The sequence below is a fragment of the Cellulomonas sp. NPDC057328 genome (assembly GCF_042667215.1).
Lineage (GTDB): Bacteria > Actinomycetota > Actinomycetes > Actinomycetales > Cellulomonadaceae > Cellulomonas.
Genome location: NZ_JBHUZW010000001.1, coordinates 63,156 through 88,748 on the forward strand (window position 1 = coordinate 63,156; position 25,593 = coordinate 88,748).

General features: G+C 77.1%; 22 protein-coding genes and 1 riboswitch. Of the genes, 8 read left to right on the plus strand and 14 right to left on the minus strand.

Features of this window, described 5'->3' with window-relative positions; translation table 11 throughout:
- Positions 1-8 precede the first annotated feature (8 nt).
- Positions 9-2,633 carry a heavy metal translocating P-type ATPase gene (locus ACFUMH_RS00295; RefSeq protein ID WP_378198755.1) on the plus strand — a complete coding sequence of 875 codons (2,625 nt, stop codon included), beginning with the start codon at positions 9-11 and terminating at the stop codon, positions 2,631-2,633.
- Between the two features lie 132 nt (positions 2,634-2,765).
- Here ACFUMH_RS00295 and ACFUMH_RS00300 read toward each other — a convergent pair whose 3' ends face one another.
- From ACFUMH_RS00300 to ACFUMH_RS00315, 4 genes are read right to left on the minus strand one after another with little or no spacing between them, the layout of a single operon-like run.
- A complete protein-coding gene (locus ACFUMH_RS00300) occupies positions 2,766-3,563 on the minus strand; it encodes an ABC transporter permease (RefSeq protein ID WP_378198543.1) in 798 nt (265 codons plus the stop codon).
- Entirely contained in the window at positions 3,560-4,522 is a 963-nt protein-coding gene (locus tag ACFUMH_RS00305) for an ABC transporter ATP-binding protein (RefSeq protein ID WP_378198547.1), read from the minus strand. Before ACFUMH_RS00305 ends, ACFUMH_RS00300 begins: the two co-directional genes overlap by 4 nt.
- The gene (locus ACFUMH_RS00310) at positions 4,519-4,824 is read right to left on the minus strand and encodes a transcriptional regulator (RefSeq protein WP_378198550.1); all 306 of its coding nucleotides are present in this window, start codon (positions 4,822-4,824) and stop codon (positions 4,519-4,521) included. Before ACFUMH_RS00310 ends, ACFUMH_RS00305 begins: the two co-directional genes overlap by 4 nt.
- Positions 4,821-5,450, minus strand: a complete 630-nt coding sequence (locus ACFUMH_RS00315; RefSeq protein ID WP_378198553.1) for a hypothetical protein — start codon at positions 5,448-5,450, stop codon at positions 4,821-4,823. The genes ACFUMH_RS00310 and ACFUMH_RS00315 overlap by 4 nt, the downstream gene beginning before the upstream one ends.
- A gap of 145 nt (positions 5,451-5,595) precedes the next feature.
- Here ACFUMH_RS00315 and ACFUMH_RS00320 point away from each other — a divergent pair, with 145 nt between their 5' ends.
- Positions 5,596-6,471 (plus strand): CPBP family intramembrane glutamic endopeptidase, encoded by an 876-nt coding sequence (locus ACFUMH_RS00320; RefSeq protein WP_378198556.1) that lies wholly within the window; start codon positions 5,596-5,598, stop codon positions 6,469-6,471.
- Between the two features lie 379 nt (positions 6,472-6,850).
- Here ACFUMH_RS00320 and ACFUMH_RS00325 read toward each other — a convergent pair whose 3' ends face one another.
- Positions 6,851-7,438, minus strand: a complete 588-nt coding sequence (locus ACFUMH_RS00325; RefSeq protein ID WP_378198559.1) for an HdeD family acid-resistance protein — start codon at positions 7,436-7,438, stop codon at positions 6,851-6,853.
- Positions 7,439-7,559: 121 nt separating this feature from the next.
- The gene (locus tag ACFUMH_RS00330; RefSeq protein ID WP_378198758.1) at positions 7,560-7,772 is read right to left on the minus strand and encodes a hypothetical protein; all 213 of its coding nucleotides are present in this window, start codon (positions 7,770-7,772) and stop codon (positions 7,560-7,562) included.
- Between the two features lie 173 nt (positions 7,773-7,945).
- Between ACFUMH_RS00330 and ACFUMH_RS00335 the strand changes: the two genes are divergently transcribed.
- Positions 7,946-10,555, plus strand: coding sequence for a YbhN family protein (locus ACFUMH_RS00335; protein WP_378198562.1), 2,610 nt, complete (start codon positions 7,946-7,948; stop codon positions 10,553-10,555).
- A gap of 146 nt (positions 10,556-10,701) precedes the next feature.
- Here the strand turns inward: ACFUMH_RS00335 and ACFUMH_RS00340 are convergent, their stop codons facing one another.
- The 6 genes from ACFUMH_RS00340 to ACFUMH_RS00365 form a co-directional block, all read right to left on the minus strand.
- On the minus strand, positions 10,702-10,848 hold the full coding sequence (locus tag ACFUMH_RS00340) for a hypothetical protein (protein ID WP_378198564.1): 147 nt from the start codon (positions 10,846-10,848) through the stop codon (positions 10,702-10,704).
- A gap of 15 nt (positions 10,849-10,863) precedes the next feature.
- Positions 10,864-10,938: riboswitch (cyclic di-GMP riboswitch) on the minus strand.
- A 190-nt stretch (positions 10,939-11,128) separates the two neighbouring features.
- The gene (locus ACFUMH_RS00345; RefSeq protein ID WP_378198567.1) at positions 11,129-11,299 is read right to left on the minus strand and encodes a CsbD family protein; all 171 of its coding nucleotides are present in this window, start codon (positions 11,297-11,299) and stop codon (positions 11,129-11,131) included.
- A 146-nt stretch (positions 11,300-11,445) separates the two neighbouring features.
- Positions 11,446-12,072: a 1-acyl-sn-glycerol-3-phosphate acyltransferase gene (locus ACFUMH_RS00350; RefSeq protein WP_378198570.1), complete on the minus strand. Its 627-nt coding sequence runs from the start codon at positions 12,070-12,072 to the stop codon at positions 11,446-11,448.
- Entirely contained in the window at positions 12,069-14,384 is a 2,316-nt protein-coding gene (locus tag ACFUMH_RS00355) for a SpoIIE family protein phosphatase (protein WP_378198573.1), read from the minus strand. Before ACFUMH_RS00355 ends, ACFUMH_RS00350 begins: the two co-directional genes overlap by 4 nt.
- 79 nt (positions 14,385-14,463) lie before the next feature.
- Positions 14,464-15,441: an aldo/keto reductase gene (locus tag ACFUMH_RS00360; RefSeq protein WP_378198576.1), complete on the minus strand. Its 978-nt coding sequence runs from the start codon at positions 15,439-15,441 to the stop codon at positions 14,464-14,466.
- Between the two features lie 66 nt (positions 15,442-15,507).
- Positions 15,508-17,550: a penicillin-binding transpeptidase domain-containing protein gene (locus ACFUMH_RS00365; protein WP_378198579.1), complete on the minus strand. Its 2,043-nt coding sequence runs from the start codon at positions 17,548-17,550 to the stop codon at positions 15,508-15,510.
- Between the two features lie 185 nt (positions 17,551-17,735).
- Here ACFUMH_RS00365 and ACFUMH_RS00370 point away from each other — a divergent pair, with 185 nt between their 5' ends.
- The gene (locus ACFUMH_RS00370; RefSeq protein WP_378198581.1) at positions 17,736-18,527 is read left to right on the plus strand and encodes a GNAT family N-acetyltransferase; all 792 of its coding nucleotides are present in this window, start codon (positions 17,736-17,738) and stop codon (positions 18,525-18,527) included.
- Between the two features lie 74 nt (positions 18,528-18,601).
- Here ACFUMH_RS00370 and ACFUMH_RS00375 read toward each other — a convergent pair whose 3' ends face one another.
- Positions 18,602-19,450, minus strand: a complete 849-nt coding sequence (locus ACFUMH_RS00375; RefSeq protein ID WP_378198584.1) for an LLM class flavin-dependent oxidoreductase — start codon at positions 19,448-19,450, stop codon at positions 18,602-18,604.
- A 254-nt stretch (positions 19,451-19,704) separates the two neighbouring features.
- On the opposite strand from ACFUMH_RS00375, the gene ACFUMH_RS00380 reads away from it, so the two are divergent.
- The 4 genes from ACFUMH_RS00380 to ACFUMH_RS00395 all read left to right on the plus strand — a co-directional run bounded on the left by ACFUMH_RS00380 (position 19,705) and on the right by ACFUMH_RS00395 (position 24,149).
- The gene (locus ACFUMH_RS00380; protein ID WP_378198587.1) at positions 19,705-21,183 is read left to right on the plus strand and encodes a phytoene desaturase family protein; all 1,479 of its coding nucleotides are present in this window, start codon (positions 19,705-19,707) and stop codon (positions 21,181-21,183) included.
- A 145-nt stretch (positions 21,184-21,328) separates the two neighbouring features.
- Positions 21,329-21,904 carry an ATP-binding protein gene (locus tag ACFUMH_RS00385; protein ID WP_378198590.1) on the plus strand — a complete coding sequence of 192 codons (576 nt, stop codon included), beginning with the start codon at positions 21,329-21,331 and terminating at the stop codon, positions 21,902-21,904.
- An 85-nt stretch (positions 21,905-21,989) separates the two neighbouring features.
- Positions 21,990-22,811 carry a type I 3-dehydroquinate dehydratase gene (gene aroD / locus ACFUMH_RS00390; RefSeq protein WP_378198593.1) on the plus strand — a complete coding sequence of 274 codons (822 nt, stop codon included), beginning with the start codon at positions 21,990-21,992 and terminating at the stop codon, positions 22,809-22,811.
- 102 nt (positions 22,812-22,913) lie between these two features.
- On the plus strand, positions 22,914-24,149 hold the full coding sequence (locus ACFUMH_RS00395; protein ID WP_378198596.1) for a serine hydrolase domain-containing protein: 1,236 nt from the start codon (positions 22,914-22,916) through the stop codon (positions 24,147-24,149).
- 75 nt (positions 24,150-24,224) lie between these two features.
- Here ACFUMH_RS00395 and ACFUMH_RS00400 read toward each other — a convergent pair whose 3' ends face one another.
- Complete coding sequence (locus tag ACFUMH_RS00400; RefSeq protein ID WP_378198599.1) at positions 24,225-25,571, minus strand: AI-2E family transporter; 1,347 nt, start codon at positions 25,569-25,571, stop codon at positions 24,225-24,227.
- Positions 25,572-25,593 lie beyond the last annotated feature (22 nt).

Sequence of the window (25,593 nt, forward strand, 5' to 3'; positions counted from 1 at the left end):
CCGTCGACCTGGCCGTCGAGGGGATGACGTGCGCGTCCTGCGTCGCGCGCGTCGAGAAGAAGCTGAACCGCGTGCCGGGCGCCCGCGCGACCGTCAACCTCGCGCTCGAGAGCGCGCACGTCGAGCTGTCCGACCCGGGCCCCGACGCACCGGCGCCGACGGTCGACGCGCTCGTCGCGGCCGTGCGCTCGGCCGGCTACGACGCGCGGCGCACGGGCGGCACGGGCGGCACGGGCACGGTCGGGGGCGACGCCCCGGCGCACGAGGCCCGCACCGACGAGGCCGACACCGACGCGACCCGCACCGGCGAGACCCGCAGCCACGGAGCCGACGGGCACCCCGGCGCCCCGGGCGGCACGCCCGCACCCGCCGTCGCCCAGGGCGCCCCCGCCGGCCCCGGCGCGGCTCCCGTGCACCACGGCACGCACCCCGACCCGGACGAGCCCGCCGCCGGCCACCACCGCGGCGCGCACGACCACGGCGGCATCGACGGCTTTTCCGACGACGACACGTCCGCCCCGGTCGACGCGCGCGGCACCGACCTGCGCCGCCGCCTGCGCCTGGCCACCGTGCTGACGGTGCCGGTGCTCGTGCTGAGCATGGTGCCGGCGACGCAGTTCCGCGGCTGGCAGTGGCTGGTCGCGGCCCTCGCGCTGCCGGTGGTGACGTGGGCGGCGTGGCCGTTCCACAGGGCCGCCGCGCGTGCGGCCCGGCACCGCGCGTCGACGATGGACACGCTCGTGTCGATCGGCGTGGTCGCGGCGACCGCGTGGTCGCTGTGGGCGCTGCTGCTGGGCGGCGCCGGCGAGCTCGGCATGCGCATGGAGCCGACGCTCCTGCCGGCGCAGGCCGCGGGCCACGGGCCCGGCATGCCCGAGCTGTACTTCGAGGTCGCGGCCGTCGTCACGACGTTCCTGCTGGCCGGCCGGTACGCGGAGCACCGCTCGCGCCGCCGCGCGGGCGACGCGCTGCGGGCGCTGCTCGACCTGGGCGCCAAGGACGTGGCGCTGCTCGTCACCGGCCCCGACGGGCGCCGGCGCGAGGAGCGCGTCCCCGTCGCGCGCCTCGCCGTGGACGACCTGTTCGCGGTCCGCCCGGGCGAGAAGGTCGCCACGGACGGCGTCGTCGTCGAGGGCACGAGCGCCGTCGACACGTCGCTGCTCACGGGCGAGCCCGTGCCGGTGGACGTCGGCCCCGGCGACGAGGTCACCGGCGCGACCGTCAACACGTCGGGCCACCTCGTGGTCCGGGCGACGCGCGTCGGCGAGCAGACGCGGCTGGCGCAGATCGGCCGGCTCGTGTCCCGCGCGCAGACCGGCAAGGCGCCCGTGCAGCGGCTCGCCGACCGCGTCTCGGCGGTGTTCGTGCCGGTGGTGATCGTCATCGCGCTCGGCACGTTCGGGGTCTGGCTGGCCACCGGCGGCGGCCTGCAGGCGGCGTTCACCGCGGCCGTGGCCGTGCTGATCATCGCGTGCCCCTGCGCCCTCGGGCTCGCGACGCCGACGGCGCTGCTGGTCGGCACGGGCCGCGGCGCGCAGCTCGGCGTGCTCATCAAGGGCCCGGAGATCCTCGAGGAGACGCGGGCCGTCGACACCGTCGTGCTCGACAAGACCGGCACGGTGACGGCCGGGCGCATGGCGCTCGTCGACGTGCTGCCCGTCGCCGGCGCCGACCGCACCGAGGTGCTGCGGCTGGCCGGGGCGGTCGAGTCCCGGGCGGAGCACCCGATCGCGCGGGCGGTCGCCGAGGCGGCGCAGGCCGCGGAGCCGGCCGTGGGCACGCCCACGGGCACGACCGACGGCACGGTCGCGCCGGCCGCCGGTCCCGGCGTCGGTGCCGACGGCGTCGCGATCGGCGCCGACGAGGTCCGCGACTTCCGCGCCGCGGCCGGCGGCGGCGTCGAGGGGGTCGTCCGGACGGCGCACTCCGGCCTCGGCCTGGCCCGGCGGGTGCTCGTCGGCCGGCTCGGCTGGCTCGGCGAGCAGGGCGTCGACACGTCGGCGGCCGCCGACGCCGTCGCCGCCGCGGAGGCGGACGGTGCGACCGCCGTCGTCGCCGCGTGGGACGGCGCCGCGCGCGGCGTGCTCGTGCTGCGCGACCCGGTGCGATCCACGTCCGCCGACGCGGTGCGCGAGCTGCGCGCGCTGGGCCTGCGGCCGGTCCTGCTCACGGGCGACAACCGGGGCGCCGCGCTGGCGGCGGCCCGCGAGGTCGGCATCGCCGCGGACGACGTGATCGCGCAGGTGCTGCCGGACCAGAAGGTCGAGGTCGTCGAGCGGCTGCAGGCCGGCGGCGCACGCGTCGCGATGGTCGGCGACGGCGTCAACGACGCCGCGGCGCTCGCGACGGCCGACCTCGGCCTCGCGATGGGCACGGGCACGGACGTCGCGATCGAGGCGGCCGACCTGACGCTCGTCCGCGGCGACCTGGCGTCGGCCCCGCAGGCGGTCCGGCTCGCGCGGCGCACGCTGCGCGTCATCCGGCAGAACCTGTTCTGGGCGTTCGCCTACAACGTCGCCGCGATCCCGCTGGCAGCGCTGGGCCTGCTCAACCCGATGATCGCGGGCGCCGCCATGGCGTTCTCGTCGGTCCTCGTCGTGACGAACAGCCTCCGCCTGCGCCGCTTCGCCTGAACCACCGACGCCGTCCACCCACCTCACCCCATCTCCGTCGAACGGAATGCTGGCGCCCGTCTCGTCCGCGAAGACGGCACCAGCATTCCGTTCGGCGGGTGGGGAGTGGGGGGTGGGGGGTAGGGGGTGGGGTCAGTGGAAGCGGCGGCCCTCGTCGCGGCGGACGGCCCAGACCGCGAGCGCGCCGAAGGCGACGGTCCACGCCAGCAGCAGGGGCGCCGCGAGGGTGGGGGCCTGCTCGCCGACCGTCACCTGGACGACCAGGTCGCGCGCCGCGCGCGACGGCAGCAGCAGCGAGATCGCGTCGAGCCAGCCCGGGAACATCATCGGCGGCAGGAACAGGCCGCCGGCGAAGCCCAGGGGGAACAGCGTCGCCTGCGTCACCGCGAGCGCGGCCTTGGTCGACATCGAGTACCCGATCGCGAGGCCGAGCAGCGTGAACGGCACCGCGACGGCGACGACCATGGCGACGGCCCCGAGCGCGCGCGCCCACGAGAGGGTCGCGGCGGTCAGCAGCCAACCGATGAGCGCGAGCGGCACGAGCGACAGGTACGCCCACGCGAGCCCGTTGAGCACGCGGCCGCCGAGCCGCGGGCCCGGCTGCGCGGGGAGCGTGCGCAGGTACCCGTCGAACGGCTTGGCGCGGTCCTCCGCGACCCCGGCGCCGTGCGTGAACAGGCACGCCGACATGATCGCGAAGACCGCGAGCTGGCCGACGGCGGCGGTGGCCGCCACCGGGTCGTCCGCGACGGCGCGCTGCGGGATGACGAAGAACAGCAGCGCCAGGCCGGGGAAGAGCATGTTGCCGAGCACCGCGATGGGCACCCGGAGCGTCTCGACGAACTGGTAGCGCGCGTGCAGCCACGCGACGGCCAGCGGGGGGCGCAGCGCGGCACGCGGGCCGGCGGCGCGGTCGGTCGTCGTGGTCATCGGGACACCTCCGGGGTGCGGACGCCACCGGCGCCGCGGGCGGTCAGGGCGAGGAAGGCCTCCTCGAGGGACGCGCCGCGCACCTCGAGCGCGTGGAACGCGAGGCCGGACGCGACCAGCGCCCGGACGGCCTCGTCCGCGTCGGCGGCGAGTACCGTGCAGCGGGTGCCGCCGCCGGGCGCGGGCTGCGCGTCGACGACGTCGTGCACGCCCGGCAGGGCGGCGAGCGCGGCCCGGGCGGAGGCCGCGTCGCCGGGCAGCGTGAGGGTCGTGCGCCGCAGCGCGACGAGGTCGAGGACGTGGTCGATGCGGTCGTCGGCGAGGACCCGGCCGCCCCCGACGACGACGACGCGCTCCGCGAGCGCCTCGATCTCCTCCAGGTAGTGGCTCGTGACGATGACCGTGGCGCCGTCGCGGTGGTAGTCGCGCAGCGCCTCCCACAGCACGTGCCGCCCCTCGACGTCGAGGCCGGTGGTCGGCTCGTCCAGCAGCACGAGCCGCGGGCGGCCGACCAGCGACAGCGCGACCGCGAGCCGGCGCCGCTGCCCGCCGGACAGGCCGCCGGTCTGCCGGTCGGCGAGCTCCTCGAGCCCGAACCGCGCGAGCACCTCGGCCCGCGGCATGGGCGCCGCGTAGTGGCCGGCGACGAAGTCGACGACCTCGCGCACCTTGAGGGTCTCGGGCAGGCCCGTCTCCTGCGGGGTCGTGCCGAGCAGCGTGCGGGACGCCGGGTCGCGCGGGTCGCCGCCGAACAGGCGGACGGTGCCCGCGTCGGGGCGGCGCAGCCCGGACAGCAGCGACAGCAGCGTCGTCTTGCCGGCGCCGTTGGGGCCCAGCAGGCCCACGATCTCGCCGGGGTCGACGCGCAGGCTCACGTCGTCGAGCGCCGTCACGTCGCCGAACCGGCGCGTCACGTGCTCCACGAGGACCGGCGGGACCTCGTCGGTGGTGGTGGTCATGGCTGTGCTCCCTTGAGCAGCTCGGTGAGGGTCACGGTGTAGCGCTCGAACGCGGCGCGTCCGGCGCGGGTCAGCTCGACGTAGGTGGCGGGCGTGCGCCCCTGGTGGGTCTTGGTCTGCGCCACGTACCCGGCGTCCTCGAGCCGGCGCAGGTGCGTGGACAGGTTGCCCGCGGTCATGTCGAGCAGCCCCTGCAGCCGCGGGAAGGCGATGCGGTCCCCGCGGTCGAGCGCCGCGAGGGTGGCGACGACCCGCAGGCGGGACGCCGAGTGGATGACGGGGTCGAGGTCGGCGTCCGTCACGAGCGCCGCCGCGTCACGTGGGCGACGACCGCGCCGAGGAGCATGCCGCCCCCGCCCGCGAGCGACATGACGAGGTACCCGCTGGGCGTCCCGGCCAGGGCCGCGCCCGCGGCCGCCGCGATGACCCACACCCCGAGCACGTACATGGCGCGGATCTGCCACATCGCCCCGCACACCATGTACAGCAGGCCGACGACGAGGCACGCGAGGCTGTTCGCGACGATCGCGATGACCTCCGGGCTCGCGCCCGCCCGGACGACGCCCGCCACGATGAGCCCCTGGGCCATGAAGCCGGCGAACCAGGTCAGCCCGAACATGGTGCCGACGCTGCGGCTGGTGCCGCGCAGCCCGCGCGAGCGCCGGCCGATGTGCGTCAGCGTGACGACGAGGCCGACCACCATGAGGGCGCCGAACGCGGTGCCCGCGGGTGCGGTGGAGGTGCCGGTCGGCGAGCGCTCGGCGGACCACCACTGGATCGCGTAGCCGACGAGCCACAGGACGCCCCACGTCCCGAAGAGCACGCGGTCGTCGATGTCGGTGTCCTGCACGCGCCGGCGCTGCGCCGCGACGATCGCGAGCCCCTCGGCGGGGTCCAGCGGTGCGTCGTCCGGCTCGTGCGTGTCCATGGCGTCCTCTCCGACGACAAGTGCTTTGCGTTGCAAACCACTTTGTCGCACGTCTCGCGCGGGCGTCAACCCCCTGGCGCGGGTGCGGCCGACGGTGGTCCCGGTCCGGCCGGTCCCGACGTCCGCGCCGTCGTACCCTGCGGGCGTGGACGAGCGCGCGGACGGGACGGCACCGGTGGCCGCGGCACGGCCGGAGGCGGCTCCCGCACGGACCGACGCACGGACCGGCACGCGTCCCGGCACGGCCCCGCCGCCCGGCGAGCGCGCGACCCGGCGGCGCATCGGTGCCGAGATCTGGATCGTGCTCGGCCTCTCGCTGGGCCGGTCCGCGGTGTACGCGGTCGTGAACATCGTGGCGCGGCTGACCGAGGGCACGCCGCTCGCGCAGCAGTCGACGACCCTGAACCCGAGCCGCTCGCCGCGCCCGTACCTGGACCTCACGTACCAGCTGCTGACGATCGGGTTCGCGCTCGTGCCCGTCGCGCTGGCGCTCTACCTGCTGTCGGCGCACGGCCGGTCGGCGGTCCGGCGCATCGGCCTCGACGGCGGGCGGCCGTGGCGCGACCTCGGCGTCGGCCTGGGCCTGGCCGCCGTCATCGGCATCCCCGGGCTCGGCCTGTACGTGGCCGGGCGCGCGCTGGGGATCACGGTCGAGGTCCAGGCTGCGGCGCTGAACGGGGCGTGGTGGACCGTGCCCGTGCTCGTCCTCGCGGCGCTGCAGAACGCGCTGCTCGAGGAGGTCGTCGCCGTCGGCTACCTCATGGAGCGGCTGCGCGACCTGCGGTGGGGCGCGCCCGCGATCGTCGTGGCGAGCGCCCTGCTGCGCGGCTCGTACCACCTGTACCAGGGGTGGGGGCCGTTCGTCGGCAACGTCGTCATGGGGCTCGTCTTCGCGGAGTACTACCGCCGACGACGGCGCGTCATGCCGCTCGTCGTCGCGCACACCGCGCTCGACGTCGTCGCGTTCGTCGGGTACGCGCTGCTGCCCGACGCGTGGCTCGAGGCCGTCGGCGTCGGCTGACGGGGCGCGCTCGCGGCTCGCTCCGCCGCGCGGATGTCGGCCTCCCCGCCCGGCGGTCGGCTTCCCGCGCGGCGAGACCCGTGCGGCGGTCCGTGCCTCGCGCGGCGGGTCGGATCGCCCCGACACCCGGCGCGTCGCCGCGCACCGGAAGGTCGTCCGGCGAGCGTGCGCACACCGTGCGCACGCGGTGCGTACGCCCGCGGGAAGGGACCCGGGTCCCGGCGGCACGCCGGTGCGACACGCCGGCACGCGAGGCCGGGTCCCGGTGAGTCGTGCGGCCGTCCAGGGGGCTGTCAGGTGAGGGGACAGAGTCGGCCGGCCGGGCGCGGTCAGGCGAGCGGGCGGTCGGACGGCCGGGTGCGGTCAGCCGGCCGGGCGGTCAGGCGGCGCGGACGCCGCGCTCCAGGTCGCGGACCATGGCGCGCACGGCGAACCCGCTGACCACGGCCAGCGCACCGGCGACGAACGCGAAAAGCCCCAGCAGCACGGCGAAGACGCCGATGGTGTCCTGCGGCCGCGCGACCAGCAGCAGCGCGAACAGCGTGCTGACCAGGCCGGACGCGAGCATCCAGAACCACCCCGGGTCGCGCGTGCGGGACAGCGCGGCGGCGCCGATGATCCAGATGATCCCGAGCAGCAGCAGCCACGCGGCGAGCAGGAAGAAGAGCACGCGCACGGTGGGCCCGGGCCACACGATGACGATCGCGCCGACGGCGATGCCGGCGAGCCCCTGCGCGAGCCACCAGCCCCACCCCGGCACGCCGCGGTTGACCAGGCCCTGGACGACCGCGACGACGCCGTCGACCACCGCGAAGATCCCGAACAGCCAGACGATCGCGGCGAGCGTCGGCTCGGGCTGCGCCATGAGCAGCAGGCCGAGGACGAGCAGCACCACGCCCCGCAGCACGGGCAGCCACCACAGCGTGCGGACCGTCCGTGCCACCTCGCGCGTCACGTCGTCGACCACGGCGCCTCCTCGGCGGGGACCGCGCGGACCGACGCCCGCGGCGACGACCCCCTGCTCGGCACGCTAGCGCGGCGCCGCCCGCCCCACCCGTCGAGCATCGGCCGGTGCGGCCGCGCGCGGGTCAGGCGCGCCCGAACCGCCCGCCGTACTTGCGGTGCACCGCCTGCTTGCTGACGCCGAGCATCGCCGCGATGGCCACCCACGGCACGCCCGCCGTGCGCGCCCGGCGCACCGCCACCGCCTCCCGCCGCTCGACCTCCCGGCGCAGCCGCGACAGCGCCAGCAGCGAACCCAGCGGGTCGTCGTCCTCGGCGCCGCGCACCAGTGCCGCCATGTCGGTCTCCTCCTCGGTCACGTCCGCACCCCTGTCGCCGTTCGTCAACATATGTTGACCCCGGCGGCCGAGGCGTGTCAACAGATGTTGACCCGCGGGGTGGAGGCGGGACGCCCGCGAATGCACCGCGAGGCGGACGATCCGCGCGGGCACCGCTGCCTAGACTCGCCACCATGTCCACACCGCCGACGTCCGCGCCGCGCGGCGCCGTCGGCTCGCCGGGGGACGACCCGCAGCACGAGGAGGGGCGCACGGCACCGCAGCAGCCCGCCGACGCGCCCGTGCCCGCGCCGGCCGGCTCGGCGGACGTGCGCGCGGTGCGCGCACCCGTGGACGTCGTCGACGTGCCCCCCGCGCGCGTGCACCACCCGAGCGACCTCCTCGGCCTGGTGCTGTTCTCCGTCCTCGCCGTGCTCGTCGTCGTCATGGCGACGTACGCGCAGAACACGACCACCGGCGTCGCCGAGGACGTGCAGGGGTTCGCGACCCTGCTGCGGCGGATCCTGTTCGTGCCCGTGTCGTTCCTCGAGGGCTTCACGACCGTCGTCGTGCCCATCGCCGTGCTCACCGAGCTCGCGCTGCGCCGCCTCGGCCGCCAGCTCATCGAGGGGCTCGTCGCCGCGGCCACCGCCATCGCGCTGACCGCCGCGCTGCACTGGGCGTTCCTCGCCGTCGGCTCCGACCACGTGGTCGCGGGGCTGTCCGTGCGGCTGTCCGGCGAGTGGCGGCTGACGCTACCCGGCTACGTCGCCATGCTCGCGGCGCTGCTCACCGTGAGCGGCCCGCGCAGCCGCCGACGCTCCGTCGCGTGGTCGTGGAACCTGCTGTGGGTGACGATCGGCGTCGTCCTCGTCACGGCCGGCGTCTCGCTGCCCGGCGTCGCGCTCGCGCTGCTCGTCGGACGCGTCGCGGGCCTCGCCGTGCGGTACACGGCGGGCGTCACCCCCGAGCGCGCGTACGGCGACGCCCTCGTCGACGCGGTGCGCCGCGCCGGCTTCACGCCGAGCGCCGTGCTGCGCGTGCCCGACGCCGTCCTCGAGGCCGAGCGCGCGCCGGGCACCGCCGAGGCCGTCGCCGCCCTCCCCGCGGCGACGCCCGCGCAGTGCGCGCTCGCCCGATCGTCCGGCGACCGCCTGTACACGCTCGTCGACGCCGACGGCCGCCGCCTCGACCTGCTCGCGTTCGACGGCGACCGCCAGGTCGTCGGCATGCTCACCCGCCTGTGGCGCAGCCTGCGGCTGCGCGGCATCGAGGGCCGCTCGGCGATCTCGCTGCGCCAGGCCACCGAGCGCGCGGCGCTGCTCGCGTACGCCGCGAGCGCCGCCGGCGTGCGCACGCCGCAGCTGCTCAGCATCGCCGAGGCCGACGACTCGATGTTCCTCGTGCAGGAGCGCCCCGGCGAGGCCGTCCCGCTGTCCGACCTCGACCCCGAGGACGTCGACGACGACGTGCTGCACGCGATCTGGGCGCAGCTGGCCCTCGCGCACACCGCCGGCATCGCGCACCGCGCGCTCACGTCCGACGTCGTCCTCGTCGAGCGCACCGCGGACGGCCCGCGCGTGTGGATCGACGCGTGGGAGCAGGGCGACGTCGCGTCGTCCGAGCTGGCGCGCCGCCTCGACACCACCCAGATCGTCGCGATGCTCGCCCTGCGGGTCGGTGCGCGGCGGGCCGTCGAGTCGGCAGCCGCCGTGCTGCCCGAGGCCGACATCCAGTCCGTCGGGCCGCTGCTGCAGACCGTGACGCTGCCGCGCCGCACGCGCGAGGAGATGCGCGCGCACCGCGAGGTGCTCGCGGACCTCCGCTCGGCGCTCGTCGCGCGCCTGCCCGAGGCGAGCGTGCAGCCCGAGCAGCTCGTGCGGTTCGGGGCGCGCACCATCTTCACGATCCTCGTCACGATCGTCGCCGTCTTCGTGGTGCTCGGCTACGTCAACGTCGCGCAGATCGGCGAGGTGCTCGCCGAGAGCGACTGGCGGTACAGCGCGCTGGCGTTCGCGTTCGGCCTCGCGACGCTGCTCGGGGCCGCGCTCACCTTCGTCGCGTTCTCCCCCGTGCGCCTGTCGGTGTGGCGGGCGACGCTCGTGCAGACCGCGGCGACGTTCGTGGCGCTCGCCGCGCCCGCCGGCATCGGCCCCGCGGCCCTCAACCTGCGCATGCTGACCCGTCTGGGCGTCTCCGGCTCCCTCGCCGCCGCGACCGTCGCGCTCGTGCAGGTCAGCCAGTTCGTCACCACGCTGCTCGTGCTGCTGGTGCTCACCGTGACGTCCGGCGTCAGCTCGCCGTCGACGCTGTCGGTGTCGCCGGCGATGCTCGTCGCCCTCGCCGTCGTCGCGGCCGCCGTCGGCGTCGCGCTGCTGTTCCCCGGCGTGCGCGCGTGGGCGCACCGCACCGTCGGGCCCACCGTCCGCCAGACGCTGCCGCGGCTCATCGAGGTCGTCGGGCAGCCGTGGCGCCTCGCGCTGGCCGTGGGCGGCAACGTCCTGATGACCATGGGCTACGTGCTCGCGTTCGAGGCGGCGCTCGCCGCGCTCGGCCAGGAGGTCGGGCTCGTGCAGACCGCGCTCGTCTACCTGACGGGCAACACGGCGGGGTCGATCGTGCCCACCCCCGGCGGCATCGGGACCGTGGAGGCGGCCCTCACGGTCGGCCTCACCACGATCGCCGGCGTCAACGCCGGTGTCGCCGGGACCGTCGCGCTGCTGTTCCGCCTGCTGACGTACTGGCTGCGCATCCCGTTCGGGTGGGCCGCGATGCGGTACCTGTCCCGCAAGGGCGACCTGTAGGAGCGCGTGGTCCGGCGGCGGCTCTCCGCGACGTCGTCCTCGAGGACACGTCCGGACGCCGGCCCCGGGAACACGTCCGCGCAGGTCGCGGACCCTCGGTCCACGCCTGCGCGGCGGTGTGCGGCACGGTCGCCGCGAGCGGCTGCTCAGGCAGCCATGCGGTCCCGCTGGGCGGGGAGCGTCGCCACCACCTGCAGGCGGCGGGCCGTCGCGGCCCACGACGCCACGCGGGCGTCGGGGAGGGGGTTCGCACGAGCCTCGAAGGGCTCCGCGGCGGATCCACGCTGGTCCATGATGTGGGCCTCTCGTTCGGTAGCCCGGCTGACCGCGTGGGTCCCGTGGCTTTGCGTCCCCTCCTTGCGGAGGGTTTGCCGTTTCGCTGACAAGTCCGACATTAGCCCGTTCTCATCGTCCGGGGAAGTGGTCCAGGTCACCTGATCAGGACGAACGATCAATTCACCCGTTCGGCCAGGGGCGCACGGCGTCGCCGGGCGTCGCCGGGACCCTGCCCGGGCAGCGGCGCGCCCCCGGTCCGACGAGCGGTCCGGGGGCGTGCGTCGCGCGGGGCGGAGATCAGCGGAAGGCGTCCTTGACGTTCTCGCCGGCCTGCTTGAGGCTCGCCTTCGACTGGTCCTTCTGGCCCTCGGCCTCGAGGCGCTCGTCGTCGGTCGCCCGGCCGGTGCCCTCCTTGGCCTTGCCCGTGGCGTCCTCGACCGCGTTCTTGATCTTGTCGTCCAGTCCCATGACAGCCTCCTTCTCGATCCGTCCCCTCGACGCTATGCCCGGGGCGCGGCCGCCGCATCCGGGCGGGAGCGGGGCACGGCGCGCGGGACGGCCGGCGGACGGGGTCGGGCGGACGGGGTCAGGCGGACGGGGTCGGGCGGACGGGGTCAGACGGACGGCGCCGCGTCGGCCCCCGGCCCGGCCTCGTCGCGCAGCCGCGGCTCGGTGCGCCGCGCCGGCACGAGGCCCGCCTTGTCGGCGTAGAACGCGCGGACCGCGTCCATGTCCGCCCGGACGTCGCCGGTGAGGCGCAGGGTCGGGCCGAGGCCCGTCGTCATGGTCGTGCGGTCGACGTAGCCGAGCGTCACGGGTAGGTCCGTCGCCCGGGCGATGCGGTAGAACCCCGACTTCCAGCCCGAGCCGGAGCGGCTGCCCTCCGGCGTCACCACGAGGTAGAACCGCTCGCCCGCGCGGATGCGCCCCACGACGTCGTCGACGAGCCCGGCGGGGTCGCGCCGGTCCACGGGGATGCCGCCGAGCGCCCGCATCAGCGGGCCCGCCGGCCCGGAGAAGAGCGTGTGCTTGCCGAGCCAGCGGAACGTCAGCCCGCCCTCCCACGCGATGGCGAGCATGAGGACGAAGTCCCAGTTGGACGTGTGCGGCGCGCCGATGAGCACACCGGCACCGTCGCGCGGCAGCCGCTCCGTACGCAGCTCCCAGCGGCTGACGCGCCAGAACGCGCGCGCGACGGCGGCGCGCACGCCGGGGGCCCGCGGGGCCGGTGCGGGGCTCACGCGGCGCCCGCCACGACCGCCGGCGCGACCGCGGGGTCCGGCTCCCGCGCGAGCACGAGCAGCGTGATGTCGTCCGTCGAGTCGTCGTCGCGGCAGGCCTCGACGACCTCGTCGATGTCGACCGGTCCACCGTCCTCGCCCGCGCCGAACGCCGTCACGAGCCGCTCGATGCCCGCGGCCAGCGACGTGGAGCGCGAGTCGACCAGGCCGTCGCTGTAGAGCACGAGGGCACCGCCCTCCTGCACCCGCACGCGCGTCGCCCGCGGCTCACCGGAGCCGACGCCCACCGGCCGGTCCACCGCGACGTCGGCCAGCGACGCCCGGCCCGTCCCGTCGAGCAGCAGCGGCTGCGGGTGGCCCGCGCTGCCGACGCACGCCTCGCCCGTCGCGGGGTCGACGACGGCCACGACGAGCGTCGCCATGTCGTCCGGCATCGTGCGGCGGGCCAACGCGTCGAGGTCGGCGAGCGCGTCCTCGACCTCCTGGCCGCGCAGCACGTACGCGCGCAGCGCGTTGCGCAGCTGGCCCATCGCCGCGGCGGCGCTCACGCCGTGCCCGGCGACGTCGCCGACCACGACGGCGATGCGCCCGTCCGGGAGCTCGAGCGCGTCGTACCAGTCGCCGCCGACGCGGCCGCCGGCGGACGGCTCGTAGCGGGCGTGCAGCGACCAGCCCGCGGGCTGCGGCAGCGCGCGCGGCAGCAGCGACTGCTGCAGGGCCTGCGCGGCGGCCATCTGCCAGCGGTTGCGCAGCAGCAGCACCTCGAGCAGCCGCGTGCGCAGGTCCTCGACCGCGCGCACGTGCGCGTCCGCCCACGGCTCGCTGCGCCCGCGCACCACCTCGCGCCAGCGGTCGAACGACAGGCGCGGGCTCAGCCGCACCTTCCCGTCCTCCTCGCGGGCGATCTTCGCGTTGTGCGGGTCGCCGCCCCAGTAGACGTCCTGGACGACCTCGTGCCGCAGCCACACGACGCACTGGTCGTCCGGCAGCTGCACCGCGAGGACGCCCGCGACGCCGGGCAGCCGCGCGGCGAGCATCGGGTCCTCCTCGGCGAGCGCGGCGCAGTCCGTCACGGGCTCGGCACGCCGGGCCACCCAGTCGAGCAGCGGCGTGAGGTCGGCGGGCACCGTGCCGGCGGTCGCGACGATGCCGTCCGCGCGGACGACCGCGCCCTGCGCCGGCACCACGGCGAGCACACCGGGGCCCGCGACGAGCGCGTCGGCGAGGGCCCGGTCGGAGTCGCGGGCCGCGTGCAGCACGCGGTCGATGACGCCCTGCGCGGCCAGCTCGGTCTCCAGCTCGCGCTCCTCGGCCCGGGCCACGAGGCGCAGCGAGAGGGTCGAGCCGAGGAACTCGGCGGCCGCGCGGGCGCCGTAGGGAACCATGTACGCGCTGCTGTAGTGGTGGCACGCGACCAGGCCCCACAGCTTCCCGTCCCGCAGCAGCGAGATCGACATGGACGCGCGCACGCCCATGTTGCCGAGGTACTCGATGTGCACGGGCGAGACGCTGCGCAGCACCGCGTGCGTCATGTCGAGCGGCTCCCCGGACGCCGGGTCGAACGGCGGCACGACCGGCGAGGGCGTGTAGCCGACGTCGGCGATGAGGCGCACCCAGTTCGTCTCGTAGAGCTGCCGGGCCTGCGGCGGGATGTCGGACGCCGGGTAGTGCAGGCCGAGGAACGCGTTGAGGTCGTCCCGCTTCGCCTCGGCGACCACCTCGCCGTTGTACTCGGGGTCGAAGCGGTAGACCATCACGCGGTCGAAGCCCGTCAGCGCGCGCACCTCGCGGGCCGCCACGTCGTACAGCTCCTCGAGCGAGCGCGCGCCGTTGAGCTGCTCGACCGCGCCGCGCACCGCCTGGTACGTGTTGGGGAAGCTGAACGGCCGCGGCCCGTACGCGGGCTCGAGCTCGACGACGAGCAGCGTGCCGGCGCCCACCGCCACGCGGTGCAGGATCGCGTCCATCGTCACGGGACCGTCCACGCCGGCCACGTCGAGGCTGAGCGGGTTGCGTGCGCGCAGGTCCCCGAACGTGCGGACGTGGTGCCGGACGGCCTCCGCCGCCTCCGGTCCCAGCACGGCGCCCAGGTCCGTGCCGACGACGTCCTCGGCCGCGCGCCCGACCAGCCGCTCGACCGTGCGGGACACGTGCCGGACCTCCAGCGCCGGCTCCGTGACGGCCAGCAGCACCCCGTGCGGCTGCACGGACCCGGGGATGCGGATCGGCTCCGCGGCGCACGCGTCGAGGTCCAGGGGCACGTCCGCGGCCAGACCGGCGACGCGCGGGGTCGCGCTGCCGTGCTCGGTCATGCGACTCCGTCCAGCCGTGCGTGCGCTTCCCGCAGCACCGTAGTCGATGCCCCGGGCACCCGTCCGGGTGGAGCGGCGCTCAGACGTCGAACGGGGCGTCCAGCCACGTGCGCGACGGCGGCACGAGCGTCTCCAGCTCGTCGAACAGCGCGTCGGGCAGCGGCGCGGCCGCCGCGGCGAGCGTCTGCGCGACCCGCTCGGGCCGGGACATCCCGACGATCGTCGCCGCGAACCGCTCGTCGCGGAGCGAGAACTGCAGCGCCGCCGTGCCGATGTCCGTGCCGTGCTCGGCGCACACGCGGCGCATCGCCTCGGCGGCGGCCAGCACCTCGTCCGGCGCCGGGCGGTAGCCGTAGCTCGTCGGCCCGCCGGACTGGTGCGCCAGGATGCCGCCGCCGTACACCGCCGCGTTGAGGACGCCCATGCCGCGGGCCTGCGCCTCGTCGAGCAGGGCGCCGGCGCTCCGGTCGAGCAGCGTCCACCGGTTGTGCACGAGCAGCACGTCGAAGACCCCCAGCGCGAGGTAGCGCGCGATCTCCTGGACGCGCCCGCCCGCCAGCCCGATCGCGCCGACGGCCCCCGACTCGCGCAGCTCGACGAGCGCCTCCACGGCACCGCCCGGCGCCGTGAGGTCGTCGAACTCGTGGAACTCCGGGTCGTGCAGGTGCACGAGCGGCAGGTGGTCGACGCCCAGCCGCGCGCGCGACTCCTCGACCGAGCGCCGCACGCGCTCCCCGGAGTAGTCCGCGCCCTCGGGGTCGACCTTCGTCGCGACGACGACGTCCGCCGGCAGGCCGCCCGCCGCCGTCAGGGCCGCACCGATGCGCCGCTCGCTCTCGCCGCCGGAGTACCCGTTGGACGTGTCGATGAAGCGGATCTCGCTGTGCAGCGCCGCACGCACCGTGTCGATGCCGCGCTCGGGCGAGACGTCCTCGCCGAACAGGTCCGGCATGCTGCCCAGCGGGCCGCCGCCGAGCGCGACCGCGCTCACGGTCAGGTTGGTGCCGGGCAGCGGACGCATCCACCCCGCCCCCCCGGGCACGTGCGGTGCGGTCATGGACCCTCCCTCGCCGTGCGGGCGCCCGTGTCCGGACCCGCGTCGAACCCGTCGTCGGCCGGCGCCTCAGCCGACCAGGAAGGACCGCAGCAGCGGGCCCGCCGTCGTCGAACCGTAGTCCCCCTCGGCCACGAACACCGCGACGGCGAGGTCGCCCTGGACCGCGATCAACCAGGCGTGGTTGCGCAGGTCGGCCTCCGGCCCGAACTGCGCCGTGCCCGTCTTCGCCAGCACCGGCTCCCCCGGCACGTCGGCGAGCAGCCCCGCCCCGCCCTCGGTGACGACCGCGCGCATCATGTCGCGCAGCGCGGTGGCCTCGTCGAGGGTCAGCGGGGTGGGCGGGCCCGCGGGCGCGGCCGACGGGTCGGCGGCCGGGGCGGCCGTCGCGTCGCCGTCGGTCGCCGCGGCGTCCGTCGTCGCGTCGTCGCCGGGGCCGTCCGTCGCGGCCGCGTCGCCGGCGGCACCCGGCTCCGGGTCGACGACGAGCCGGGGCACCACGGCGCGGCTCGTCGCCACCGACGCGGCGACCGTCGCCATGCCCAGCGGCGACGCGAGCACCTGTCCCTGCCCGATGACCGACGCGGCGTGGCCCGTGCCCGACGCGTCGTCGGGGACCGCGCCGAGGAACGCCGGGAAGCCGAGCTCGGCGGCCGGGTCCAGGCCGAGCGAGCGGGCGGCGTCCGCGAGCGCGCCCTGGTCCGCGAGGTCGCGCGCGCCGATGAAGGCCGTGTTGCAGGAGTTCGCGAACGCCGTGCGGAACGGCACGTCGCCCTGCGCGGACGCCGGGTAGCCGGGGAAGTTCTGGAACGTGCGGCCGTCCACCGTGATCGTCGGCGGGCACGCGACCGACGACGTCGGCGTCAGCCCGCCGCGCAGGTACGCGAGCGCGCTCACGACCTTGAACGTCGAGCCCGGCGCGTACTGGCCGAGCGTCGCCGTGGAGATGCCCTCGCCGCCGGCGCCGCTGGCCGCCGCGAGCACGTCGCCCGTGGACGGCTGGATCGCGACGATCGCCGACGCGGGCGCCACGCCCGCGAGGACCGCCTCGGCGCGCTCCTGCAGGCGCTGGTCGAGCGTGACGCGCAGGGGCTGCCCGGGCACGGGCTCCGTGGTGAACAGCTCCCGCACGGCCGGCCCGTCGCCGCCCTCGGCCGGCTCCGCGCGCACCGTCACGCCCGGCGTGCCGCGCAGGTGCTCGTCGTACTGGCGCTGCAGGCCGGAGAGCCCCGCGAGGTCGCCCGCGGCCACGGCGCCCCCGGACGCCTCGACGATCTCCGCCGTCGCCTGGCCGACCGTGCCGAGGATCGGCCGCGCGAAGGTGCGCGTCGGCGCGAGCGGCAGCGTGTCCGGCACCGCGACGACGCCCGGCAGCGCGCGCAGCGCGGCCTTGTCGACGGACTCGTCCTCGACGCGCAGCGTGATCGCCTCGACGAACGCCTTCTCGCCGGCGCCGGCGACGCGCTGCGCGTACGCCTCCGGGTCGATGGCGAGGGCCGCGGCGAGCGCCCGCGCGGCCGCGTCGTGCTGGTCGGCCGGCAGCCGGGTCTTGTCGACGCCGAAGCGCTCGACGTCCCGCTCCGTGACGAGCACGGCGTCCCCCGCGCCGATCACGTCGCCGCGCGGCGCGGCCGTGCGCGCCGCGCGCAGCACCTCGCCGTCCTGCAGGTCGGGGCCGAGCAGGGCCGGCGACCACGCGACGCGCCACGCGTCCTCGTCGTCGCGGGCCAGGCGCGTGTCCGCCGTCCACGTCCAGTCCTCGTCGACCCACGGCAGGTCCCACGTGACCTCGAGGGCCGCCGTCGCGGTCTCCTCGTCGTCCGCCGTCGTGACCTCGCCCACCTCGACCGTCGCAGCCGCGGTCTCGCCCAGGCCGGCGACCACGGCGGTGCGCGTCGCCGCGAGGTCCGCGGGTGCCGGGGCGGCCGCGTCGAGGGGCACGTCGGTGAAGTCGCCCGACATGAGCGCCGCCGCGAGCGCCTCGGCCGCCGGGCGGGGGTCCGGCCGGTCGGGCGTGCAGGCCGCGACGCTCGAGGTCAGGAGCAGCCCGCAGGTCAGTGCCCACGCCGCGCGCCGGTTCCGTGCGCGTGCCGTCGCCGTCGTCGTCCCCATGCCGTCCTCCTCGTCGGTGGCGCGCCCGCCTCCGCGGCGTCCGGGCACGGCCGCACGAAGCGTGGCACCGGGCCCCGGGCCGCCGCTGCGGGTCACGGGTGATCTTCACCGCTCCTCCCCAGGAGGCATGACGAGTATCGCTCGTCCGGTTGCATCTGGACGCGGGTCCAGGTCACGATGCGGGCATGGAGCACGGGGGGACAGCAGAGGGACCGGCACGCCGGCAGCCACCGCCGGACGTCGTCGGACCGCTGGAGCCGCGCGACCGGACGGCCGCCGCCGCGGTGCTCGCGGCCGCGCTCGCCGAGGACCCGGGGTACTCGCACCTCTTCCCGGTGCGGGCGCGCCGCGAGCGGGAGCTGCGCGAGGTGTACCGGATGACCCTGGCCGACGGCATGCGGCACGGCCGCGTGCTCGTCACGAAGCTCGGCGACGAGGTGACGGGCGTGCTCGCGCTGTACCCGCCGGGCACCTACCCCATGTCGGCCGGCCGGTGGCTCCGCCAGGGCCTGCGCCTCGCGCGGATCGCGCTGTTCACGCGCGAGCACAGCGGCGGCATCATCCGCTTCGGCGAGCTGACGTCGCAGGGCGTGCCGTGCGACGCCTGGTACGTCGAGGCGTTCGGCGTGCGCCCCGACCTGCAGCGCGCCGGCCGCGGGTCCCTGCTGCTGCAGCGCTTCCTCGACGACGTCGACCGCGCCGGCGTGCCGTCGTACCTGGAGACGACCAAGCACGACAACGTCGGCTACTACCACTCCCGCGGCTACACCGACGCGCACGAGCCCGTGCCCCTCACGCCGGAGGGGCCGTTCATCTACCCGATGACCCGGCCCGCGCGCACCGCGGGTGCGGCCGGCGACGCGGGGACGGCCGGCGACGCGGGGGCGGGCGGCGACGCGGGGACGGACGCCGTGGCCGACGCGCGCACGGTGCCCCACGCCGCGCCGGACACCGTCGAGGACGACCCCGCCGCCTGAGCGGCCGGCGCCGCCTGTGCGGCCGACGTCCCGCGCGGGGCCGGACGGGGTGCCGCCGCGCGGGCCGGTCGTGCTCACGCCTCCGGCCGTCCCCGGCGCAGGCGCGCCAGCAGCGCCTCGGGCGTCGCGGTCGCCGGGTCCCAGCGGGAGTCCACGAACCACGTCGCGCCCGCACCCGCGAGCTCCTGCACGCGGTCGCGGGCCGCCACCGGGTCGTCCGGCAGCACGCCCTGCACGACGACGTCGAACGGGCCCGCGTCCGGTGCCCGGTGCGCACGCGCCCACGCGACCACGCCCTCGACGTCCGCCGCGGTCATCTCCCGCTCCGGATCCGCCCCGCGCAGCTGCGGCACGACGCCGTCCCACCGCACCGCACGGCCCATCGACCGCTCGCTCGGGAACGCCGCCACCGGCCACACCGGCACGTGCGTGCGTCCGTCCGCGCGCGGCACCGGCCGCGGGTCGAAGCGCATGCCGTCGACGTGGAGGTGCGTGCCGTCGACGTGGACCGGCCCGCCCGTGAACGCCTGCGCCAGCACCGCGAGGTCGTCGTCGAGCAGCTCGGCGCGCTCGCGCAGCGTGCGGCGCTCGGCCGGGACGGCCGCGACCGCGCCGTCGTCCGCCACCCCGACGCCGACGGGCAGCACGAGGCGCCCGCCGGACAGGTGGTCGACCGTGACGGCCTGCTTGGCGACGACCCACGGGCGCCGCCGCGGGAGCGCGAGGACCATCGCGCCGAGGGTGATGCGGTGCGTGCGCACGGCGGCCGCCGCGAGCAGCGCCCACGGGTCCCACGACGGCATGCCGGCGATGTCGACGCCGTCCCACGTGAACCAGCCGTCCCAGCCGTGCTCCTCCGCGACGACCGCCATGTCGACGACCTGCTGCGCCGCCCCGAAGCTCGCCACGAACCCGACCTGCACCCCGGCCACCTCCGCCCGTCCTGACCCTGCCCGTCCTGGTCCCGCCCGACCTGATCGCGCCCGACCTGATCGCGCCGATCCGACCCCGCCCGTTCCGCCCCGGTCCCTCCTCGCGCGACGCTACGCACGGCCACCGACATCCCGCCCGCTCCCCGGGCGGTGGCCCCGGCGCGCGGCGCCTAGGCTGGCCGTGCCCCCGCACCGGCCCGTCCGACGCCCGGCCCGTGCCCCGCCCCCAGCCCGAGGAGGCCCGCGTGCCCACCGACGTCGTGGTGGTCGGGTCCGGCCCGAACGGCCTCGCCGCGGCGGTGACGTGCGCACGCGCGGGGCTCGAGGTCGTCGTGCTGGAGGCCCAGGACACGGTCGGCGGCGGCTCGCGGACGCTCGACCTCGGCCTCGCCGACGGCGTCGTGCACGACATCTGCTCCGCCGTGCACCCGATGGCGTGGGCGTCCCCGTTCCTGCAGGAGTTCGACCTCGGTGCGCGCGGCGTCGAGCTGCTGACGCCCGAGGTGTCGTACGCCCAGCCGCTCGACGACGGCGAGGCCGGCATCGCGTACCGCGACCTCGCGCGCACGGTCGAGGCGCTCGGCCCCGACGGGCCGGCGTGGCGCGCGCTCCTCGGGCCGCTGGCGGAGCGGCCGGAGGTCGTCGTCGGCGTCGCGATGGGAGACCGGCGGAGCATCCCGCGCGAGCTGCTGCCGACCGGCGTGCCCACGGCGGTGCGCTACGCGCTCGGGCTCGCGGAGCAGGGGTCGCCGCTGTGGACGCGGCGGTTCCGCGGGCACGTCGCCCCCGCGCTGCTCACGGGCGTCATGTCGCACGCCATCCACCCGCTGCCCGCGGTCCCCGCGGCCGGCGCCGGGCTGCTGCTCGCCGCGCTGGCGCACGCCGGCAGCGGCTGGCCGCTCCCCCGCGGCGGGTCGCAGGCGATCGTCGACGCGCTGCGGGCCGACCTCGAGGCGCACGGCGGCACCGTCCGCGCCGGGCACCGCGTGGGGTCCGCGGCGGACCTGCCGCCCGCGCGGGCCGTCCTGTTCGACACCAACCCGCGCACGGTCGTCGAGGTGCTCGGCGACCGGCTGCCGGCGCGCACGCGCCGCGGCCTGGAGCGGTTCCGGTTCGGGCACGGCGCCGCGAAGGTCGACTTCGTGCTGTCGGGCCCGGTGCCGTGGGCGTACCCGGAGGTCGGGCGTGCCGGCACGGTGCACCTCGGCGGGTCGCAGCAGCAGGTCGCCGAGGCCGAGGCCCACGTCGCCGCCGGCAGGCACGCGCCGCGCCCGACGGTCTTGCTGAGCGACCCGACGGTCGTCGACCCGGGCCGCGAGGTCGGCGGGCTGCACCCCCTGTGGACGTACGCGCACGTGCCGGCGGGGTCGGACGTCGACGTCACCGAGGCCGTCACGGCGCAGGTCGAGCGGTTCGCGCCCGGGTTCCGCGACGTCGTCGTCGCCTCGCGGTGCATCCCCGCCGCCCGGATGGTCGAGCACGACGAGAACTACGTCGGCGGCGACATCTCCGCCGGGGCGCTCGACCTCGTGCAGACGTTCGCCCGGCCGACCGCGTCGATCGACCCGTACCGGCTCGCGGAGGGCGTGTACCTGTGCTCGGCGTCCGCGCCGCCGGGCCCCGGCGTGCACGGCATGGGCGGGTGGTTCGCGGCCCGGCGGGCGTTGCGGCAGGTCTTCGACGTGCGGCACGCGCCGGCCCTCGCCCCGGGGGTGGCAGCATGACGCGCCGCCTGGACGACGGTCCAGGTTCGCACGACGCCACGCCGCGGCTTCGGTGGTGCGAAACCGGCGCTGCCCCTACCGTCGTCCTCGGGCCGCGCACGGGGACGCGCGGACGGACGGACGGCACGGGCAGGGGGCGATGGGCGTGAGCGACGAACCGACCGCCTCGCACGCGCCCGCGCAGCCCGCCGGAGCCGTCGACGCGGCCGCCGGCACGGGCGTCGTGCCGCCGCGGACGCTGCCCGACGACGACGCCGCCGGCCGCCCCGCGCACGCCGGCGAGGAGCTGCACGCCTCCCACCCCGCCACGACGTTCGTCGCGCTGCGCCGGTGGGTGCTCGACAGCGCCGCCCAGCTGCGCACGCTGCGCGGCGACCTGCGCGAGCAGATCGCCGCGTCGTCGTCGTCGGCCGTGGAGCCGCTCGGCGACGTGCCGGAGAAGGTCGTCCTCGTCGCCTCGGAGCTCGCGACGAACGCCCTCGCGCACGGCCGTCCGCCCACGCAGGTGCGGCTCTCCCAGGACGGCCGGACGTTCCTGCTCGAGGTGTCCGACGGCGCGCTCGACCGGCACCCGTTCCTCGCGGAGGGCCGCGCGCCCGGTGACGGCGGCTTCGGGCTGCAGATCGCCCGCCGCCTGTCGCTCGACGTCGGCTGGTACGCCGACGCCGAGGGCAAGCACGTCTGGGCGACGTTCTGCGCGACGGAGGACGCGCGCGGCTGACCGCCGCACGCCCCGCCAAACGCCCCGCCAGACGCCCCGCCGGACGTCCCGCCGCCGTCCCCCGGCGATGACCCACACTGTGCGCATGGCGGGCACCACCACCTCCCCCGACGCCGACGCCGGCTCCGACCCCGGCGGCGCGCGCGTCCTGCGGCTGCGCGGCGCGACCCTCGGCGCCGGCGTGCCCGCCGTGTGCGTGCCGCTCGTCGCGACGACCCCCGACGCCGCCGCCGCCGCCGCGCGCGCCCTGCCGCCGGGCGTGGCCGACGTCGTCGAGGTGCGGCTCGACCACGTCGCCGGCTCCGCCGCCGACCCCGCGCTCGCCACCGCGACCCTGCGGGCCGTCCGCGCCGCCCTGCCCGACGACGTGCCCGTGCTCGCGACGTTCCGCTCGGCGCGCGAGGGCGGTGCGCAGCCCGCCGACGACGCCGCGTACGCCGCGGTCGTCCTCGCCGCGATCACGTCCGCCGGGGCGGTCGACGCCGTCGACGTCGAGCTCGCCACGCCCGACGCCGTGCGCGACGACCTGCTCGCCGCGGCGCGCACGCACGGCGTGCCCGTCGTCGTCTCGACGCACGACTTCGCCGGCACCCCGCCCGCGGACGCGCTGGTCGACGTGCTGCGGCGGCAGCGGGACGCCGGCGCGGACGTCTGCAAGGTCGCGGTGACGCCCGCCGACGCGGACGACGTGCTCACGCTCCTGCAGGCCACGCGCACGTTCGCGCGGGAGGCCGACCGGCCCGTCGTGACGATCGCGATGGGCGGGCTGGGCCTGGTCACGCGGCTCGCCGGCGAGGTGTTCGGGTCCGCGCTGACGTTCGGCTCGGTCGGCGCCGCGAGCGCGCCCGGCCAGCTGGACGCCGTGCGGCTGCGCGAGGTGCTGACGCTCGTCCACGCCGCGCTCTGACGGGTCGGCCCGGCCGGTCCCGCGCGGGCCGGTGAGTCCGGGCGGCCCCGACGGTCGGCACCGGAGGACCGCCCGCGTCCGGCGTCGACCCGAGGAGCAGCCGTGCCCGTCACCCGTCCGTCCGACCCGGCCCGTCCCCCGGCCCTCGACCGTGCGCACGGGCCTGCGGGCTCGTACGACCTGGACCGCGCGGCCGCGGGCGTCGCCGCCGCTGTCGGCCGCGCCCTCGCCGACGGGCGCACGCACGGCGCGGCGTGGCTCGTCGCGCACGGCGACGACGTCGTGACCGGTGCCGCCGGCGAGGCGTCGCCCGGCCGTCCCGTGCGGCCGGACTCGCTGTTCCGGATCTCGTCGGTGACGAAGCCGGTGGTCGCGGCGGCCGCGCTCGCGCTCGTCGACGCCGGCCTCCTCGCGCTCGACGCGCCCGTCGACACGTGGCTGCCCGAGCTCGCGGACCGCCGCGTGCTCGTCGACCCGCGCGGGCCGCTCGACGTCACCGTGCCCGCCGAGCGCCCGACGACCGTGCGCGACCTCCTCGAGTCCCGCGCCGGCCTGGGCATGGACTTCACCGCGACCCACGCCGACCCCGTCCTCGAGGCGCTGGCCCAGCGGGGGCTGCACGCCGGCCCGCCCGCACCGCAGGCCGACCCGGACCCCGACACGTGGGTGCGGGTCGTCGGCGAGGTGCCCCTGTCGGAGCAGCCGGGCACGCGGTGGCGCTACCACCTGCCCCTGCAGCTGCTCGGGGTACTCGTCGCGCGGGCGGCCGGCGGTGCGCTGCCCGCGGTGCTGCGGGCGCGCGTGCTCGACCCGGTGGGCATGCCGGGCACCGCGTTCCACGTGCCGCCCGACAGCCTGGCGCGCCTCGGCCGGCAGTGGGTGACGGGCGCCGACGGCGCACCCCTCGTCCACGACGAGCCGGACGGGCAGTGGGCGCGGCCGCCGGCGTTCCCCGACGGGGGCGCCGGGCTCGTGTCGACCGTCGCCGACCTGCACGCGTTCGCCCGCATGCTGCGCGCGGGCGGGACGGCCGCCGACGGCACCCGCGTGCTCGCCGTGGACACCGTCGCGGACATGCTCCGCCCGCACGTCGGCCCGCTGGGCGACGACGCGCGGGGCGCGTGGGGCCTCGGCATCGGCCTGTGCCGCGTCGACATGCCCGACGGCCGGCACGCCGGCAGCCACGGCTGGGACGGCGGGCTCGGCGCGACGTGGTGGACGGACCCGGTCTCCGACGTCGTGCTCGTCCTGCTGACGACCGACGCGTGGGCCTCGCCGGAGGCGTCCGCGCTGTTCCGCGAGGTGTGGGCGGCGGCGTTCGGCGGCAGCGCGGAGTGACGCCGTCCTCCGCGCGCCGGCCGGGACGGGGGCGCGCCGACGGGCCGACGGCGCCGGCGGTTCAGCGGGCGGGCGTCACTGCACGCCGTCGGCGTGCCGCTGCTCGACCTCCCGCGCCGCCGCCCGCGTCCGCTCGGCGTTCGTGCCGCCACGGGGCGACCCGTCCCCGGGGGTCTCCCCCGGGTCGTGCAGCATGTGGGACTGCACGAGCTCGTGGCGCTGCACGTACGTGTTCGCGACCGCCTGGATCGTCGCGGCGATCGGCAGGGCGAGGAACGCGCCGAGCGCCCCGAAGACGGCCCCGAACGCCAGCACGACGACGAAGGAGACGGCCGCGTTCATCTCCAGCGCGCGCGCCGAGACCTTCGGCGCGAGCCACAGGTTCTCGACCTGCTGGTACCCGAGGATGAACGCCAGCACGCCGAGCCCCTGCGGCACGCCCTGCGACGTCAGCGCGACCACGATCGGCAGCGCGCCGCCGATGTACGTGCCGATCGTCGGCACGAACTGCGACACCACGCCGGTGAACAGCGCGAGCGGCAGCGAGTACGGCGTACCGAGGATCGCGAGGAACGCGAACGTCGCGACCGTGGCGATCGCGGCCAGGACGATGCGCGTGTTGATGAAGTCGGCGACCTTGACCTGCGTGATCTCCCAGAGCCGCAGCACCTCCTGCTGGCGGTTCGGCGTGAGCCACCGGCAGATCGACGCGCGGAACCGCGGTCCCGCGGCCAGCAGGTAGTACGTGACGAGCAGGATCGTCAGCGCCGCGAACAGGCCGCCGAGGATCGTCGTGCCGACGAGCAGCGCGCCGCTCGCGACGTCGCCGCCCCACGCCTCCGTCGCCTGCCGCAGCAGGTCGTCCGTCTCCGGCACCTCGACGCCGAACCGCTCCCCCACGGTCGTGCGGGCGTCGGCGTAGAGCTGCGGCACGGTCTCGACGAGCTGCACGAGCTGCTGCACGAACAGGTTGCCGAACAGCGCGAGCACGACCAGCACGAGCACCAGCCCGCCGATCAGCGCGAACGCCGCGGCCGCCCCCCGCCGCCACCCGTGCCGCACGAGCCACACGACGATCGGCTCGAGCGCGAGCGCCAGGAAGAACGCGATGAGCAGGTTGACGAACAGCCCGCCGAGGGCGCCGAGGGCGTCCCACGCGAAGATCGCCACGAACACGGCGACGACCGCCATCGCGAGCGCCTTGCCCCACCACCGCGGCGGGCGGCGGGCGTCGTGCTGCAGGGCGCGCGTGCCCTCGTCGCCCGGGCGCTCGGGCGCACCGACCACGGGCGGCGGCGCGGCGGTGGCGGAGCCGGTGGCCGCGCCCGGGCCCTCGGCGGTGGGCGGGTCGGTGACGGGGGCCGGCCGCGCGGCCGGTCCGGCGGCCGGCGCGGCGGGGTGCGGGGCGTCGGGGCTGCTCACGGGCGTCCTCCGGTCGGGCGGC